General features: G+C 57.5%; 16 protein-coding genes. 3 read left to right on the top strand and 13 right to left on the bottom strand.

From position 1 onward, the window contains the following. The first annotated feature begins 172 nt into the window (after positions 1-172). Complete coding sequence (locus ACMYSK_RS07290) at positions 173-1039, top strand: helix-turn-helix domain-containing protein (RefSeq protein WP_434641409.1); 867 nt, start codon at positions 173-175, stop codon at positions 1037-1039. On the opposite strand, the gene ACMYSK_RS07285 is transcribed toward ACMYSK_RS07290, so the two are convergent. Beyond that, the gene (locus ACMYSK_RS07285; RefSeq protein WP_434641407.1) at positions 1019-2185 is read right to left on the bottom strand and encodes a benzoate/H(+) symporter BenE family transporter; all 1167 of its coding nucleotides are present in this window, start codon (positions 2183-2185) and stop codon (positions 1019-1021) included. The two genes, ACMYSK_RS07290 and ACMYSK_RS07285, sit on opposite strands and share 21 nt — an antisense overlap. A 191-nt stretch (positions 2186-2376) precedes the next feature. Between ACMYSK_RS07285 and ACMYSK_RS07280 the strand changes: the two genes are divergently transcribed. Together ACMYSK_RS07280 and ACMYSK_RS07275 are read left to right on the top strand one after the other, a co-directional pair. Continuing rightward, the gene (locus ACMYSK_RS07280) at positions 2377-2925 is read left to right on the top strand and encodes a helix-turn-helix domain-containing protein (protein ID WP_434641405.1); all 549 of its coding nucleotides are present in this window, start codon (positions 2377-2379) and stop codon (positions 2923-2925) included. 232 nt (positions 2926-3157) lie between these two features. Continuing rightward, positions 3158-5122 (top strand): peptidase U32 family protein, encoded by a 1965-nt coding sequence (locus ACMYSK_RS07275; RefSeq protein ID WP_434641403.1) that lies wholly within the window; start codon positions 3158-3160, stop codon positions 5120-5122. A 13-nt stretch (positions 5123-5135) separates the two neighbouring features. Here the strand turns inward: ACMYSK_RS07275 and ACMYSK_RS07270 are convergent, their stop codons facing one another. The 12 genes from ACMYSK_RS07270 to ACMYSK_RS07215 form a co-directional block, all read right to left on the bottom strand. After that, entirely contained in the window at positions 5136-5369 is a 234-nt protein-coding gene (locus ACMYSK_RS07270) for a DUF2554 family protein (protein ID WP_434641402.1), read from the bottom strand. 154 nt (positions 5370-5523) lie between these two features. Next, positions 5524-5802, bottom strand: coding sequence for a hypothetical protein (locus ACMYSK_RS07265; RefSeq protein ID WP_434641400.1), 279 nt, complete (start codon positions 5800-5802; stop codon positions 5524-5526). Positions 5803-5901: 99 nt separating this feature from the next. Beyond that, positions 5902-6027, bottom strand: a complete 126-nt coding sequence (locus tag ACMYSK_RS07260; protein WP_434641398.1) for a DUF2474 domain-containing protein — start codon at positions 6025-6027, stop codon at positions 5902-5904. Continuing rightward, positions 6027-7037, bottom strand: a complete 1011-nt coding sequence (gene cydB / locus ACMYSK_RS07255; RefSeq protein ID WP_434641397.1) for a cytochrome d ubiquinol oxidase subunit II — start codon at positions 7035-7037, stop codon at positions 6027-6029. The genes ACMYSK_RS07260 and cydB overlap by 1 nt, the downstream gene beginning before the upstream one ends. Further along, positions 7037-8434 (bottom strand): cytochrome ubiquinol oxidase subunit I, encoded by a 1398-nt coding sequence (locus ACMYSK_RS07250; protein WP_434641396.1) that lies wholly within the window; start codon positions 8432-8434, stop codon positions 7037-7039. The genes cydB and ACMYSK_RS07250 overlap by 1 nt, the downstream gene beginning before the upstream one ends. 170 nt (positions 8435-8604) lie before the next feature. Next, positions 8605-9771, bottom strand: a complete 1167-nt coding sequence (locus tag ACMYSK_RS07245) for an iron-containing alcohol dehydrogenase (RefSeq protein ID WP_434641395.1) — start codon at positions 9769-9771, stop codon at positions 8605-8607. Positions 9772-9780: 9 nt separating this feature from the next. Beyond that, positions 9781-10095 carry a putative quinol monooxygenase gene (locus ACMYSK_RS07240; RefSeq protein WP_434641393.1) on the bottom strand — a complete coding sequence of 105 codons (315 nt, stop codon included), beginning with the start codon at positions 10093-10095 and terminating at the stop codon, positions 9781-9783. 16 nt (positions 10096-10111) lie between these two features. After that, positions 10112-10687: a glycerol-3-phosphate responsive antiterminator gene (locus ACMYSK_RS07235; RefSeq protein ID WP_434641391.1), complete on the bottom strand. Its 576-nt coding sequence runs from the start codon at positions 10685-10687 to the stop codon at positions 10112-10114. Further along, positions 10684-12246, bottom strand: coding sequence for an FAD-binding oxidoreductase (locus ACMYSK_RS07230; protein WP_434641390.1), 1563 nt, complete (start codon positions 12244-12246; stop codon positions 10684-10686). Before ACMYSK_RS07230 ends, ACMYSK_RS07235 begins: the two co-directional genes overlap by 4 nt. Then, on the bottom strand, positions 12243-13922 hold the full coding sequence (locus ACMYSK_RS07225) for an FAD-dependent oxidoreductase (protein ID WP_434641388.1): 1680 nt from the start codon (positions 13920-13922) through the stop codon (positions 12243-12245). Before ACMYSK_RS07225 ends, ACMYSK_RS07230 begins: the two co-directional genes overlap by 4 nt. 8 nt (positions 13923-13930) lie before the next feature. Further along, on the bottom strand, positions 13931-15460 hold the full coding sequence (locus ACMYSK_RS07220; RefSeq protein ID WP_434641386.1) for an FGGY family carbohydrate kinase: 1530 nt from the start codon (positions 15458-15460) through the stop codon (positions 13931-13933). Continuing rightward, positions 15457-16932 (bottom strand): MFS transporter, encoded by a 1476-nt coding sequence (locus ACMYSK_RS07215; RefSeq protein ID WP_434641383.1) that lies wholly within the window; start codon positions 16930-16932, stop codon positions 15457-15459. Before ACMYSK_RS07215 ends, ACMYSK_RS07220 begins: the two co-directional genes overlap by 4 nt. Between the last annotated feature and the right edge of the window lie 286 nt (positions 16933-17218).

The following is a 17218-nucleotide window of genomic DNA, read 5'->3' as shown; positions in this document are numbered from 1 at the left end:
CATAAGCACACCAAAGTGGCAGTGTGTCGGCTTTTGGTCGCCAACGCTGTCATCTTTATGGGTTTGACTTGCATATTCTTGCGCTTATTTTTGCCGGGCAGTAGGAGAATGCTGGTATCCGGTGCCGACTCTTCATAGACTAGAGGTTGACGAAATCAGATGTGTAAAGGCTATGGCTTACGGGACTTTTGAAACATTACGTCGGCAAAAAGCCGTCCTGCGGGAGACGGTGGAGCTCAATTCCGGGATTCAGCTGGCGGCATGGTATAACAATCGCGATACGGTGACGGTGCGTAGCGATCACCATACGCTGAGCCTGTACGTCGCCGATGGCTACGAAAGTTATCAAAAAACACCGCAGGGCTGGAAAAACGGAGGCGGCCCGGATCGCTTTTGCCTGATGCCAAAGGGCGCCGAAAGCACCTGGGACATTCGCGGTGATCTCTCGTTCGTTCATCTTTACTGTACCGATGACCACCTGCGCCGGGTTGGCGAGCAGATCTGGGACCGCAGTCCGGCGTCGTTTAGCCTGCAGGAACAAACTTTTTCCCAGGATGACAAAATCACCGCCGTCTATCGTCAGTTTCTCCTCGATTACGACTGGCAGCAGCAGGCCAATCAGCTGACGTTAAGTTCTGCCAGCACGCTGCTGTTGACCCATCTCATCCAGCACTATTCGAACGTGCAGTGGCGTTTACCCACGGTGTCCGGCGGCCTGGCGCCGCACGTTCTGCGCAATCTGCTGGCATGGGTTGAGGAGAGTCTGGATCAGCCGCTGACGCTGGCGGATCTGGCCCAGGAAGCGGCACTCAGCGAATACCACTTTGCCCGAATGTTCCGTCAGTCAATGAACATGGCGCCGCACCAGTACGTGATGCAGCGGCGAATGGCAAAAGCGCAGGAGCTTATCTGCCGCAGCGCCCGGTCGTTGACCGATATCGCGATGGCCTGTGGCTTCAGCTCCGCCAGCCACTTTAGTCATCGGGTGAAAAGCGCCACCGGCCTGACGCCCTCGCAGCTACGTGCGGCGCAGCGCTGAGAGCAGGGCGAAACTCACGCCGCCGAGCACCAGCCCCCAGAAGGCAGAACCGATCCCCGCAACGCTAACGCCGCTGGCGGTGACCAGAAAGGTCACCACCGCCGCATCGCGTTCATTCTCCTGATTCAGCGCCTGAAACAGGCTTCCACCCAGCGTCCCAAGCAGCGCCAGTCCGGCGAGCATTTGGATCCATGCCACCGGCAATGCCGACATCAATGACGTAATCGAACCACCGAACACGCCAGCAAGCAGATAGAAGCCACCGGCGGCAGCGGCAGCCAGCCAGCGCTGATGCGGGTCCGGGTGGACCTCCGGGCTCTGACAGATTGCGGCGGTAATGGCAGCAATACAGATGGAATAGACGCCAAAAGGTGCCAGTATCAGCGCCAGACCGCCGGTGACAACCATCAGCGGTGAAACGGGCACCTGATAGCCGGAAGCCTGCAGGGTGGCGAAACCGGGGGCGTTCTGCGACGCCATCGTCACCAGAAAGAAGGGCAGACCAACGCTGAGCAGCAGAGGCAAGGTAAACTGCGGCGCGATATATTCCGGAGCAACAAACGCCAGATTGATATGCCCGGGGGCAATATCACCGGAAAACCCGGCAAGGGCAGCGCCGACCAGTAGCGCCGCAACCACCGCAAAACGTGGGTATAGCGCTTTACACAGCAGCCAGGCTGCCAGCATCCCGCCGCACAGCAGGAGATTAGCTTCAAGACTGGCGAAGGCTTGCAGACCAAAGCGCAGCAAAATTCCCGCCAGCATCGCTGCCGCCAGCGAGTGAGGGATAATTTTCATCAGCCTCGCAAACAGGCCGGTCAGCCCGCACAGCAGGATTAAGCCATTCGCGAAGATAAACACGCCAACCGCCTGGTTCAGCGTCACACCGTGTAATCCGCTGACCAGCAGTGCCGCGCCGGGCGTTGACCAGGCGGTGAGGATCGGCACTTTGCGCCACAGCGTAAGGGCCAGCGTACTGACGCCCATTCCCAGACCCAGCGCCGTCATCCAGCCGGCGATTTGATCCGGGCTGGCGCCCGCGGTGGCCGCGGCCTGCCAGATAATCGCGGCGGAGCTGGCATAGCCCACCAGAACGGCAATAAACCCGGCGAGCAGCGTCGGCAGCGGGAGTGAAAACGAGCGCATAGTTGCCTCTTGTGCGTTATAGCATCCGGCAGACTGTAGCATTGTGCGTTATAGCGTACAACTCTCTTAACGTCTTTTCACGCTGGCGTCAGGATGGGTTACGCGAGTGCCGCAGCCGCTTTCGTCACTAAACTCCCTGTAGAATCATATCAATGCGAGTATAATTTCCGCTGAGACAATCTGGAGGTGGAATGAATATTGCGCAACATCTGGCGACGACCCTGAAAACGCTGCGTCAGCAGCGCGGCTGGAGCCTGTCGCGGCTGGCGGAAGAGACCGGTGTGTCAAAAGCGATGCTCGGACAGATTGAACGAAATGAATCCAGCCCGACGGTGGCCACCTTGTGGAAAATTGCCACCGGCCTGAACGTGCCGTTCTCGGCGTTCATCGTGGCTGATGAATCGGCCATTCCCGCCGCCTTTGACCCGCAGCAGCAGGCGATGGTGGTGACGCCTGTTTTCCCGTGGGACCCGGAGCTGCGTTTCGATCACTTCTCCATTACCCTGGCACCCGGCGCGCTCAGCGAATCCACGCCGCACGAGAAAGGGGTGATTGAACATGTGGTGGTGATAAGCGGTGTGCTTGAGCTGTGTCTGCACGGAGAATGGCTGACGTTAACGGGCGGAGAAGGGCGGCGGTTTGCCGGAGACCTGGCGCATGCCTACCGTAACAGCGGCGCGCAAACGGTCCATTTCCACTCGTTGATTCATTATCCCAAAGAAAAAGCCGCAGGGATCTAACCTGCGGCCAATCAAATGATTAATGATAACCACTCACAACGTGACGAGGAAAATCCGGAATACGAGATGACAGTAACCGACGACATTTTGAGAGGGAAATACCTTTTCCTTCAATGCTTTGCCGAAATCTGAAAATTCACGCGTTCGGCGTGGCGGAAAATGATTTCACCGCTGCCCACTTCTGACTACAATAGCCGCCATTTCGACCCCTATAACGGATAACGACGAGCGTATGCGCCTGCACAACCATCATCTTGAACTTCTTAGCCCCGCCCGCGACGTCGGGATCGCCCGTGAAGCGATTTTACACGGCGCAGACGCGGTGTATATCGGCGGGCCGGGTTTCGGCGCACGCCACAACGCCAGCAACAGCCTCAGCGATATCGCCGGACTGGTGCCTTTCGCCCATCGCTATGGTGCGAAAATCTTTGTGACGCTGAATACCATCCTTCACGATGATGAGCTGGAGCCGGCGCAGCGGCTGATTACCGATCTCTACGAAACCGGCGTAGATGCGCTGATTGTGCAGGATATGGGGGTGCTGGAGCTGGATATTCCGCCTATCGAACTCCATGCCAGCACCCAGTGCGATATCCGCAGTGTTGAGAAAGCGAAATTCCTCTCCGATGTCGGTTTTAGCCAAATCGTCCTGGCGCGTGAGCTGAACCTGCAGCAAATTAAAGCGATTTACGACAATACCGACGCGACGATCGAATTCTTTATTCACGGCGCGCTGTGCGTGGCGTATTCCGGGCAGTGCAATATCTCTCACGCCCAGACCGGGCGCAGCGCCAACCGAGGCGACTGCTCACAGGCCTGCCGTTTACCGTATACGTTAAAAGACGATCAGGGCCGCGTGGTGGCCTACGAGAAGCATCTGCTGTCGATGAAAGATAACGACCAGACGGCAAACCTGGCCCAGTTGATTGATGCCGGGGTACGATCCTTCAAAATTGAAGGCCGCTACAAAGATATGAGCTACGTGAAGAACATCACGGCACACTATCGCCAGATGCTCGATGCGATTATTGAAGATCGCGGCGATTTGATGCGCTCATCCACCGGGCGCACAGAACACTTCTTTATCCCATCTACCGATAAAACCTTCCATCGCGGCAGCACCGACTATTTTGTGAATGCGCGCAAAGGCGATATCGGTGCCTTTGATTCACCGAAGTTTATCGGCCTGCCGGTGGGTGAAGTGCTGAAAGTGGGTAAAGACCACCTGGATGTTGAAGTGACCGAGGCGCTGACTAACGGCGATGGTCTGAACGTGATGATTAAGCGCGAAATTGTAGGTTTTCGCGCCAATACGGTGGAAAAAACCGGCGAAAACCGCTATCGCGTGTGGCCGAATGAGATGCCGGCGGACCTGCATAAAGTCCGGCCACATCAGGTATTAAACCGCAACCTTGACCACAACTGGCAGCAGGCGCTGCAAAAGACCTCCAGCGAGCGACGGATTGCGGTTGATATCACGCTCAGCGGCTGGCAGGAACAGCTGGTATTGACGATGACCTGCGAAGATGGGGTCAGCGTCACCCACACCCTCGACGGTGAATTTGCCGAAGCAACCCAGGCGGAGAAGGCGCTGGCGAATCTGCGTGACGGCGTGGCGAAGCTGGGGCAGACCCTCTATTTCGCCCGCGATGTGCAGATCAACCTGCCCGGAGCGCTGTTTGTGCCCAATAGTCTGCTGAATCAGCTGCGTCGGGAAACGACAGAGTTGCTGGATGAAGCGCGGGTGAATGCCGCCCCGCGCGGCCAGCGCAAAGCGGTTTCCGTGCCGCCGCCGGTTTATCCTGAAACCCATTTGTCGTTCCTTGCCAACGTCTATAACCATAAAGCGCGCGAGTTTTACCAGCGCTACGGCGTCAAGCTGATCGATGCCGCCTATGAAGCGCATGAAGAGAAGGGCGACGTGCCGGTGATGATCACCAAGCACTGCCTGCGTTTCGCTTTCAATCTCTGCCCGAAACAGGCCAAGGGCTCGATCAAGAGCTGGAAAGCGACGCCGATGCAGCTCATTCATGGCGACGAAGTGCTGACGCTGAAGTTCGACTGCCGCCCGTGCGAAATGCACGTCGTGGGCAAGATGAAAAATCACATTCTGAAAATGCCGCTTCCGGGAAGCATCGTTGCGTCGGTCAGCCCGGATGACCTGCTGAAAACTTTACCGAAACGTAAAGGCGCCTGATCGGCGGTAAGCGCTACTGGTGGACGTGCATTTTCGGTTTGCGCGCATTCTGCCAGTGGTGACGTTCGCGTAGATCGGCGGCGGCTTCGTCCCGCTGGCTGCGCAACTCATCACTGTCGGCCTCGTGCAGCAGCTGCTGTTCGAGGCTCTGTACCGGGAAGTATTCATGTCCTTGTTTGCGGGCCAGCAGATGGCCGGAAAATAACGCACACATCAGCACCAACGTCGAAACACATCTCCTGAGCATATCCATTCCCACTTACAGACGAGTGGGGCTACTATGCTCTGAATTTTTTGAGCTTTATTATCGGGTTATCAAAGAAGAGCAAAGTCTGCGTCAGTCTTTCCTGACGAAAGGCGAAAAAAAACCCGGCATTACGAAGCGCCGGGTCAGGAAGTGATTATTTTTTTGGCGGCAGCGGTTTGCCATTGTGCTGGCCGCCTTTCGGCGGCTGCTTGTTATCGTGTGCGGGCGGTTTACCTTTCAGCGGCTGTTTGCCGTTATGCTGCCCGCCCTGCGGTGGCTGCTTTCCGTTGTGCTGCTGCGCGTTTTTATCGTGGCCGTTATGCTGTTGGCCAGCGACGTTTTTCCCCGGCGGTGGCGGCGGATTATCGGCTGCAAACGCCAGTGAAGAAAGCGCAAATGACATCGCCGCCGATAACAAGACAATCTTTTTCATCTCTACATCCTTTATTTTTATGTGCCTTGAGATTTCAGCAAATAAAAGTGGAGACAAAATGAAGGTCTTTCTAATCAGAGTTATCCTATACGTTCAGAATTAAACTTTCAGCCCCGCCGCAGTCATCAAAAATCGAAAGAGCATACTCACTGCGGCCAGCGCCAGCACGCTTCCACCCCAGAGCGTGACCATCCATAATAACTGTTTCAGACGTGACTGATTCATCAATGATACCCCTCACCATGTTGGACTTTGCCGCGGAACACGTAATAGCTCCAGAAGGTATAGCCGAGGATAACCGGGATAATGAGCAGTGCGCCCACCAGCATAAAACCCTGGCTCTGCGGCGGCGCGGCGGCCTGCCACAGCGTAATCCCCGGCGGAATAATATGCGGCCAGATACTGATCCCCAGCCCGCTAAAACCAAGAAACACCAGCCCCAGCGTCAGGATAAAGGGCAGCGCGTGGCGGGCGGGGTTGCGCAGGTCCCGCCACAGCCAGGCCCCGATTACTGCCACCAGCAGAGGAACCGGCAGGAGGAAAAAGAGGTCAGGCAGGTTGAACCAGCGAGCGGCGATGGCCGGCTGCGCCAGCGGCGTCCACAGGCTGATGATGGCGATAGTTGCCAGCAGCGCCAGCAGCAGCGCCCGCGAGGTATGACGCATCTTATCCTGGAGCGGATTTTCACTTTTCATCACCAGCCATGTGGCCCCCAGCAGCGCATAGGCAATGGTTAACCCCAGGCCGCAGAACAGGGTAAACGGCGTTAGCCAGTCGAATACGCCGCCGCTGTAAGCCCGGCCGCTCACGGAAAAGCCGTTAATCACCGCCCCGACAACCACGCCCTGGGAAAAGGTGGCCAGCACCGAGCCGCCCAGGAAGGCCGAGTCCCAGAACGGGCGGTGCGAAGGCGTCGCCTGAAAGCGAAATTCGAATGCCACGCCGCGAAAAATCAGGCCGATGAGCATCAGCGTTAGCGGGATCGCCAGCGCATCGATAATCACCGCGTAGGCCAGAGGAAACGCGCCGAAGAGCCCGGCGCCGCCGAGCACCAGCCAGGTTTCATTGCCGTCCCAGACCGGTGCCACGCTGTTGACCATGACGTCACGGTCCTGGGCATCACGAGTGGTCGCAAACAAGATGCCGATCCCCAAATCGAAGCCATCCATCACGATGTACATCAGGGTGGCGAAAACGATAATGACGAACCAGATAACCGAGAGATCGATACCCATTAGCGGGACTCCTTATGCTGAAAACCTTCCGTTGCCGCAGAGATCGGGCGGGCCGGAGTACCGGATAGCGGTGGATTGAAGGTCTGCGGCCCTTTGCGGATCAGGCGCAGCATATAGCTGTAGCCAACGCCAAACACCGAACTGTAGACGACGAAAAAGGTCAGCAGGCTGATGGTCATATGCAGGTCGCCATGGGCGGAGACGGCATCGGCGGTACGCTGTACGCCATAGACGACCCAGGGTTGACGACCGACTTCGGTGGTGACCCAGCCGGCCAGAATAGCAATCAGTCCGGAGGGGCCCATCCACAGTGCGAAGCGCAGGAAGGGTTTCGACTGATACAAACGCTGGCGGTAGCGTAACCACAGCGCCAGCGTACCGAGCAGGATCATCAACATGCCGAGACCGGCCATCAGGCGGAATGACCAAAAGACAATGGTGGCGTTGGGGCGGTCTTGCGGCGCGAATTCTTTCAGCGCTGGAACCTGTTTGTCCAGGCTGTGGGTCAGGATCAGGCTACCGAGCGCCGGGATCTCAAGCCCGTAGCGGGTACGCTCCTGCGCCATATCTGGCCAACCAAACAGCAGCAGCGGCGTCGGTTCGCCGGGACGGTTTTCCCAGTGTCCTTCGATGGCGGCAATTTTTGCCGGCTGATGTTTCAGGGTATTCAGGCCGTGTATATCGCCAATCATCGCCTGGATGGGGGCGACGATAAGCGTCATCCACAGCGCCATAGAAAACATCGCGCGAATCGATGGGGTATTATTGCCGCGTAGCAGATGCCATGCCGCCGACGCCCCGACAAACAGCGCGCTGCTGAGAAAGGCCGCCACCGTCATATGCAACAGACGATACGGGAATGACGGGTTGAAAATGACCGCGAACCAGTCGACGGGGACAACCTGGCCGTTGACGATTTCGAACCCCTGCGGCGTTTGCATCCAGCTGTTAGACGCGAGGATCCAAAAGGTGGAAATGATGGTCCCCAGGGCCACCATGCAGGTGGCGAAAAAGTGCATGCCTGGGCCAACGCGGTTCCAGCCAAAGAGCATGACGCCGAGGAATCCTGCTTCCAGGAAGAAAGCGGTCAGGACTTCATAGGTCAGCAGCGGGCCGGTGATACTGCCGGCAAATTCAGAAAAGCCGCTCCAGTTGGTACCGAACTGATAGGCCATAACCAGGCCAGAAACGACACCCATCCCGAAGTTAACGGCGAAAATCTTTGACCAGAAGTGGTACAGCGAGCGCCAGGTTGGATTTTTTGTCTTCAGCCACAATCCTTCCAGTACGGCCAGGTAGCTGGCCAGCCCGATGGTGATCGCCGGAAAGATAATGTGAAATGAGACGGTAAAGGCGAATTGAATTCGCGCCAGGTGGAATGCATCAAGACCGAACATGCAGAACTCCGCAAGAAAATTGATTCAGCGCAATTTTAGGCGGCGATAGTTTTGGGTTGCAGAGGCAGAAAGGCTATTTTTTGTGATAACAGTTGTCTGACTGTTATGGGTTTTATCGGGCTAAAAATCCGCGTCACGTCCTGCGGTAGCAAGCGCGTGACGCGGAAGACTTAAAAGACCTGCTGATAAAGCCGCAGCGCATCGTCTTCGTTAAGCGCCAGCGGATTATTGACCAACAGCCGGGTTTGTTGCATGGCATCCTGCGCGAGTAGCGGCAGCTGCGCTTCATCGACCCCGACATCCCGTAAGCGCTGAGGCGCGCCGCTGGCGACGATGAGACGAGTCATTTCAGCGATAAATGCCGCCGTATCCCCCTGGACGTCGCCGCAGGTTTCCAGCCCGATAGCCGCCGCAAGTTCGGCATACAGTACACCGGCCACCGGGGCGTTGAACTGCAAAACAGGGATCAGCATCAGGGCATTTGAGAGCCCGTGGGGCACGTGGTAGCGACCGCCCAGCGGATAAGCAAGCGCATGGACCGCCGCGACCGGCGCATTGGCAAAGGCCTGACCTGCCAGCATCGCCCCGAGCAAGACCGCCTCGCGCGCCTCGCGATCCTGCCCGTGGTGACAGGCGGTGAGCAAATGACGGCTAATCAGCCGCAGCGCTTCGCGGGCCAGCGCATCCGATAGCGGATTTTTTTTATGCGCGCTGGTATAGGCTTCGATGGCGTGTACCATGGCGTCGATAGCCGCCGCCGCGGTATGAACCGGGGGTAAACCGAGCGTCAAGTGGGCGTCGAGCAGGACCACATCGCAATACAACTGCGGTGCCACCACGCCCATTTTGCTGTTTTCACCGGTGGTGAGAATGGCAATATTGGTCACTTCAGACCCGGTTCCGGCAGTGGTCGGGATCTGCATCAGCGGCAGGCGCGTCCCTTCAACCCGATCAATCCCGTACATCCCGGCGAGCGGCTGCTGTGACGGGGCGAGAACGGCGGCCATTTTCGCCACATCCAACGAAGAACCGCCGCCGATCCCAATAACCATGTCGCAGCCTGCTTCACGGGCTCGCTCTGCCGCACGCAGGGCGAGGTCGGCGGGTGGGTCGGCAACGACCTGATCGAAGCGAGTCAGCGTAAAGCCGCTGCGGGACAATGATTCCTCTACGGGGGCCAGCACACCGGCACTGACCAGGCCGGGGTCGGTCACCAGTAAAATTCGCCGGGCCTGAAAGTAATGTTGAACGATATCACCCAACCGCGCAGCGCCTTGCCATTCGACGAGCACGGTCCCGACGGTGGTGAAGGTGAAGGCCTTTCCTGATGGGGGCATGCTGACTCCTTAGTTGTCGGTATCCGGCTCAGGAACTAAAAAGCTCTCCACCTCTTTTTTTTCCAGCAGTGGCGCAATGACCTCGATGCCAAGATGCTGAAAGTGTGATGTTGCCCGATGTGCATCGAGCCCGCCGGCGCTGCGATAGCGTTCGAGGATCACAAAGTGCCGACGATCTTCGGGGGACTGGAAGAAGGCATAAGAGAGATTATCCGGCTCCTGGCGCGTGGCGTCGGCCAGAGCGTGTAATGCGTTTGCCACGTTCTCTGCCTCATCCGGCAGGGTATAGTAGTGGGCGATGACCTGTAGCTGTTGATTTCCCATAGAAAATTCCGCGTCATTAAGATGAAAGTGCGAGGTTCCACAGCGCGCTGTCGCTGCTCGAGACCGCCGTTGCGCCACTGGCGAGCGCGGCACGGATTTGTTCTTCATTACTGACAAAACCCGAAGCGACGATCGGCGGCAGGCGCTGGCGGTCGGCCTGCGGCAGCATGCCCAGCATCGGAGCTGGCATGAGCTGTACATAATCGGGCTCACTTTGCTCCAGGGCATGGAGGCTGCGAAGCCAGGTAGAGCGGTCGGTGACAAAAATTTTTTGCATCGTGACCAGTCCGCTTTTTTTCGCCCGCTGGACGGTTTGCAGGCGCGTGGAAAGCAGCCCCATTGCGCCGGTTTCGGCAATAAAATCGATACCGCCTTTATCCTGCGATAGCCCGCTACAGCTGTCGATGTTAACAATCACATACTTATCCGCTTTTGCCAGCAGCGTAATCACCGGCTGAAGCTTAATCAGATCGATATTGGCGATAATGCAGACCTGCGCCCGGCTGGTGAGCGCCACTTTTAACTGGTCGATGCCGTATATCGCCATAATCATCGGGTGGCGCGCCAGCTGCGCGCCGAGGTTTTTGATCATGCTTGACCTGCCGGACGAGAAACAAACTCATCGCTCAAGCCCAGTTTTCCTGGATTGAGAATGCGGTGCGGGTCGAGGGCGGCTTTAATATCCGCCATTACGCCCAGGGTTTCACCTAGCGATGCTTGCATATAAGGCGAACGTAATAAACCTACGCCATGATGATGGCTGAGAGAAGCGTTGTGGCGAATCAGCACCGCATTTGCCGCATCCCAGGCAGCGCGATACCAGGCTGCACGTTCGTCAACCGCGACGTCCCCGCGAAGCGAAAAGTAGAGGCAGGCGCCATCAACATAGGCATGGGACTGATGAGCTGACCCGGCCAGAGTGCCCGGGACGGCGTTAATGGCGGCGACGACCTCTTCATAGATCGGGGCCAGATCGCGCCAGCGTCCAATCATTTCCAGCGTATCGGCCACCAGACCGGGGCTGCGCTTAAACCCTTCGGCGCTTTTCCCGGTGAGATAGCGGGTATCCAACCAACGTTCAAATATCGGAGCGCTGTCCAGCGGCTGTCCCTGGCATTGCTCACAGACGCGGGCAGAGATTGCCATCACCGCGTCCACCAGCTCCTTTTCACCCTCATCGGCAATCAGCAGGACGTTGGTGTCCGGCAAGGAAAACTGGACGCCGCTTTCGAGGTTATCGTACAGACGCAGGGCTGCCGGGGTGGCGCCGTGCTGGAGGATCTCCCGGCAGGCTTCGAGGCCTTCGGCAAAGCTGGCGAAGCCCCAGGCGATGGCGCGGCCATAGTCGGGCAGGCGATGCAGCTTCAGACGTACGCGCACAATAACGCCCAGCGTCCCCTCAGAGCCGATAAACAGCTGCTGGATATCAGGTCCGATTGCGCTGCGCGGTGAACCCCCGACGGTAATTAAGCGCCCGTCTGCCAGCACGACATCCATGCCATAGACCATATCTTCAATTTTCCCGTAACGGGTCGACAGTTGACCGGCGCCGCGACAGGCTACCCAGCCGCCAACCGTGCTGATGCCAAACGAGGAGGGCCAGTGGCCCATTGTCATACCGTACTCCTGCTGAATGGTTTGCTCGAAGATATCGCCAAACATCCCGGCTTCTACCTCGACAATCTGGCTCTCAGGATCAAACGTCACCAGCTGATTGAGGTCACAGACGTCGAGAACAATACCACCGCGGACAGGTAATGCTGCGCCGGTCACGTTGCTACGACCGGCGGACACCGTCAGTGGCAGATGGTTGCTATGCGCGATTCTGAGCACGTCCTGAACCTGCTCAACGCGGGAGACACGGACGATGACCGCCATCGGGGTGGCCGGGTTTCCGGCGGTTTCGGCTATCATTGAAGCGGCCCACCAGTCGCGGGTCCAGTTTACGACATCGTGGCAGGCGGTCAGTACTTCGTTGGCCACCGTGCGCAGCTGGTCAATTATGGCCTCACTCACGGTGACAGGGTCACGTTGCATGCTGCGCGTGCCGCCTTCGGTTTTACGTTGTGCGGCCCAGCCCGGCGGGGTGTGAACACCGACAAGATAATTTCCACGGTTATAGCCACGCTTAATTGCTTCTTTACTGATCATTCTGAGCTCCCCATAAGAACGGATTTTTCATGTTTAACGGCTGCCCGGTAGGCGGCGATTTGCTGCGCAACCGCTGCCGGTGCCAGGTTGAGTTCTTGCTGTAATAGTTCGCCTACCCGATCCGCCGCTGCGGCCGAGGCATCCCTCGCCATCAGACGTGCGCGCAAACGACGTGACAGAATGTCGTCTACGCTGCTGGCCAGTTCATGGCGAATGGCATAAACCACTTCGGCTTCGGTGTAGGGCAGACCCGAAATAATCGGCGTCTGTAAGGCCGGGTTGGCGTGGATGAGATCGCTGACAAAATGGGCTTCAGCACCGTAACGTTCGCCGAGATGGGCGGAGAGCCCGCCTGAGGCGAGGATGGCCTGCGGGTCGTACCCGGCGGCCCCGAGTAAAAAAGCGCTTTTGGTTGAGCAGGCGCGTTTGCGGCCCAACAGCTTCGCGGCGACATCGACGGTCTGCTCTGCCATATGCCGGGAGGTGGTGAGTTTGCCGCCGACAATGGTTACCAGGCCGTCCGGGGCGACGTTAATTTCGTGGTTGCGCTTCATTTCGACGGTCTTACCCCCGGCACTTCCAACCAGCGGCCGGCAGCCGGCAATGCTGCCCACAACATCCTGCGGAGTGAGCTGGGTTTTCAGCGCAGAATTGGCGCCGTCCAGCAGAAAATCCAGCTCTTCCCGGGTACAGCACACATCGTCCAGATCGCCGTGATAATCTTCATCGGTGGTGCCCAGATAGGAGACATTACCCCAGCGGGTTATGGTGGCACGGCGTTTGCGCCCGGCCACGGGGATCGTGACCGTGCAGTCATTGCGGATCTTGATCCACGGAATCGCAACATGTACGCCTTTCGCCGGACGGATTTGTAACGGCGACGGGGAGCCCTTTTTCTGCCCATCCCAGTCGCGTAGCCATACGCCGGTCGCCATAATCACCACCCGGGCTTTGACTTCGATTTCACGGTCATCGGCCCGAACGCGTGCGCCGTTGACTTTGCCATGACCGTCGCGGGTGGTATCGACGACCTGGGCATGGTTTGCTACCACCGCACCATGAAACGCGGCGGTGCGAACCAGGGCCAGCGTCAGCCGGGCGTCATCGACTCTGGCATCGAAGTACATAAAGCCGCCGGAAAGCTGCTCTTCATTGAGCGTCGGGCAGTGGGACAACACCTCGGCAGGCGTGAGTTTTTGGTGGAGAATACCCTCCCGCCAACCGCCGGCAAGATCGTAAGTCCACAGCAGACTCTCAAAAGCGGAAGCCATGCGCTTATCAAAAATGCCGTTTTTATCCAGTACCGGAAACATAAAAGGTAAGCGCTGTACCAGATGACGGGCGTTGCGGCGCAGGCGCTGACGCTCGAGCAGAGAATGGCGCACCAGTCCCAAATTTCCTTGTTCGATATAGCGCAGCCCGCCGTGAACCATCTTTGATGATTTGGAAGAGGTACCGGAGGCAAAATCGCACTTCTCCACCAGCGCGACACGGTAGCCGCGCAGGCTGGCGTCCAGTGCGGTATAGGCGCCGGTGACGCCGCCGCCAACGATTAAAATATCGAAGGTCTCGCTGGCCAGCCGGTCGAGTTGCTCATCGCGTTGCAGGCGCAGCGGAGCGGTGTCGAACATCTCACTGCGCGCTTTGTTGGCTTTACGGGTTGGAAAAAACTTCATCAACGCCTTTACTCCTGAATGTGAGATGGGATAGACGCCGTTGCCAGCTCCTGGGCGATACGGCTCTCCCAGAGGGTCCGCTGCTGCTGACGGCGTTCGCCATCAATGGTCGGGATAAAACGACGGGTAATGCGTACCGTACGGCAGGCTTCGGGGAGTGAATCCCAGAGCAGGCCGCTGGAACCTGCAAGAAACGCCGCGCCGCGCAGGCTGGCGCGGGCCGTTTCGGCCATTCTGAGTACCGGAATGCCGCTCAGGTCGGCCTGGATTTGCATCAGGCTGTCGCTGTTGGACATCCCTCCGCCGACCACCAGCTCACCGACGCTGAGGCCGGTGGCCTGTTCATTGGCCCGGATGCAGGCGGCGACCGAATGGGCGATCCCTTCGAGAATCGCCCGGGCTATTTGCGCGCGGGTACTTGAGATAGAAATACCGTTTAGCGAGGCGCGCGCCTGCGGCTGGAGCACCGGTACCCGTAATCCGGTTAACGCCGGAATAAAGCTGACACCGCCAGAAGAGGCAGCCTGTGCCGCAAGCTCACTTATTTGCTCCGGTGTGTCGAACCAGCCCAGGTTTTCACATATCCAGTTGAGGGCTGAACCACTGGTCGGGACGAAAGTTTCGACAGAGTAGTGGGATACGCCGCGCTGGCGTCTGGCGGTCATCACCAGCGTACTTTCACAGGCTGCTTGCAGCGTGGGTACCCGGTCGCCGACCAGCAGATCGACAAAACTGCCGGTACCGTGCATACACAGAGACTGGCCACGCTCAATACAACCCAGCCCCACGGCGCCAGCAAACTGATCCCCCATGCAGGCCAGGACCGGCACGGCGATGCCAAGCAACGCCTTTCGCGTGGTGCCGAGCATCTCACCATCATCGACCAGAGCCGGCAACAGTGAGGCAGGAAAGGCCAGCTCCGTCAGCCAGGGTTCATAGTAGCGATGTTCCCGCAGCTGATAGGCGCCTGCCGAAGTTGCATTCGTGGGCGTTGACAGGCAGCGACGCTCTTCGGTGAGCTGCCAGAGCAGCCAACTGTCGATTGTCCCAAACATCAGGCGTCCGGCCCGATGCGCCGCCGCTATCGCCGGGGTATCGGCAATATGGCGGGCGGCCCACAGGTAGGGCGAACGGATCCCCACCGGGCGACCGGTATGGCTTACCAGCGGCTGGTTCCATTCACCGGCTTTGTCGGCCAGCGTCCGGGCGTAGCGCGCATCCTGCCAGACCATCGCCGGAACCAGCGCCTGACCGGTTTCGCTATCCCAGAGTACGGCGGTGGAACGTTGGGTGGCGATAGCCAGCGCCTGGATACGCATATTGCGGCTTTGCGCCTCGGCAATCGTTTTGCGACAGACCGCCAGCGTGATGGCCAGAATGTCGTTGGCATCTTGTTCCACTACGCCGTGGCGTGGGCTGAATACCCGAAGCGGGTGATATTCCAGGCAGTGAACCTGGCCGTCCTGGCCGACAACCGCCGCACGGGTGCCGGAAGTACCTTCATCGATTGACAGAATGACGTTTTGCGGTGAATTCATTTTGTGCCTCTGCCTGTTTCCTGGGCGACAGGTTGCAGGTGTGTACGGGATGAGGGGGTAAATTGTGGCGCGCCGGGTTCGTTATCCGGCTGGATGGTGGTACGCGTTGGGTCCCAGGAGATAACGAAACAGACAACGCTTGCGAAAAGCGGAACTGCCGACATGATCAAAAAGGTCGACTGCAGGCCGTACATCTCGCGAAAGATGGGGAAAACAAACAGACCGATGGCGGCACCAATGGCCCCCAGCGCACCTACGATACCGTTGGCCCCGGCACGTAATTCGCTGCGAAAAGAGAGAGAGGAAAGGCTCTTGCCGTTCGCTCCCGGGCCGCCGGAATGAAACAGAATAAACAGGGCCGGTACCATCAGCGATGCCCACAGCGGCATGCTGTCGCTGTACAAACCGAGGGTAAGCAGCACCAGAAAAGCGATGGCAAAGCCGACAGCAGAGGAACGGCGCAGGCCCAGACGGCGACCAATCAGCGGCGACAGGAAACCGCCGACAATGCCAAAAATGTTAAAAAATAGTGAACCTAACGTAGCGTAAACAAAATTTTTCCCAAACATGCTGGCGCTGATCACCGGAAGATACCAGCCGACGCCGAAGTATTGAATGGACTGACAAACTTGTACCGTGGACGCCAGAATGGTACGGGGTAAATAGACGCCGCGGAAAATAAGCAGAACGTTTTTAATCCCTTTTTGCGCCTGACCAATAATCGCTTTTTGTTCACTGGCGGGGGCGAGAATAAAACGGTCGCCGTATATTTTTTGCATGGCCGTGACGGCATCGTGGAGGCGCGATTTTCTGGCTAACCACACCGGGCTTTCTACCAGGTAGCGTATTTGCAGTAATAAAATAATAATACCGCAGATAGCCGTTGCGGCTACCGAATAGCGCCAGATGGTATCGCCGACCTGCCATGAATAAAATAACAACGCCAGTACCAGATTTAAACAAACGGCGACATACCACACTCCTTGCCAGGTGTTGAGTCGGCTTTTAAAGCGTGCCGGAGTAAACTCTGCCAGCATCGCCATTGCCACCGCGAAGTCCATCCCATAGGCAATACCGACAAAAAAACGTCCGGTAAGTATCAGATTGAAATCAGGAGAGAAAGTGACGAGAAGGGCGCCGACAACGGCGCTGACTTTGGCGGCAATGAGCGGCGTGACCCGCCCCCAGCGGTCGGCAATCCAGCCACCGACCGGGTTAAAAATAATCGCCACCCACGAAGAAAATGAGGTCAGCATTGCCACTTCCGTGGCGCTAAGCTGTAAATCCCGGGTCATCGGATTGAGTCCGGCACTTAATGCTGAATTAGAAAAGGCGTCTAAAAATAGTCCACCGAGAGCCAGCCACCAGATAATACCGGCCTTACCGGCAATATTCGGCTGAGAATCGATAAAGTGAATAATATCGTCAATGCCGCGAATATTTTTTTTGCTTGTATTTTTATAAACAGACATAGCGGTCCCCTTTGCAATACTCGAAAGAAGGCCGCTACATACAGGAAAGGCAATGAGAGACCATCTTAATGAATTACAGATAGTCTCTAATCTAAAATCTGTAGGGTGAACTCTAGAGGGGAGAATGGCGGGTGTCAAAGCGCTATTGTCGCTTTACGCGCAATGTGTGACATGTAACGCATTTGTTAAGCTCTGGATCTAAAAAAAGAGCATGAGGCGAGCAAACCGGAGGGAGAGGGCAGCAGAACTATAACAGTTTTTATAAACGGCTATTTATTGATGCCTG

The sequence above is a fragment of the Klebsiella sp. I138 genome (genome assembly GCF_051131765.1).
GTDB lineage: Bacteria > Pseudomonadota > Gammaproteobacteria > Enterobacterales > Enterobacteriaceae > Klebsiella.
The sequence above is the reverse complement of the archived record's forward strand: the minus strand, read 5'-3'. Positions and strand labels throughout refer to the sequence as shown.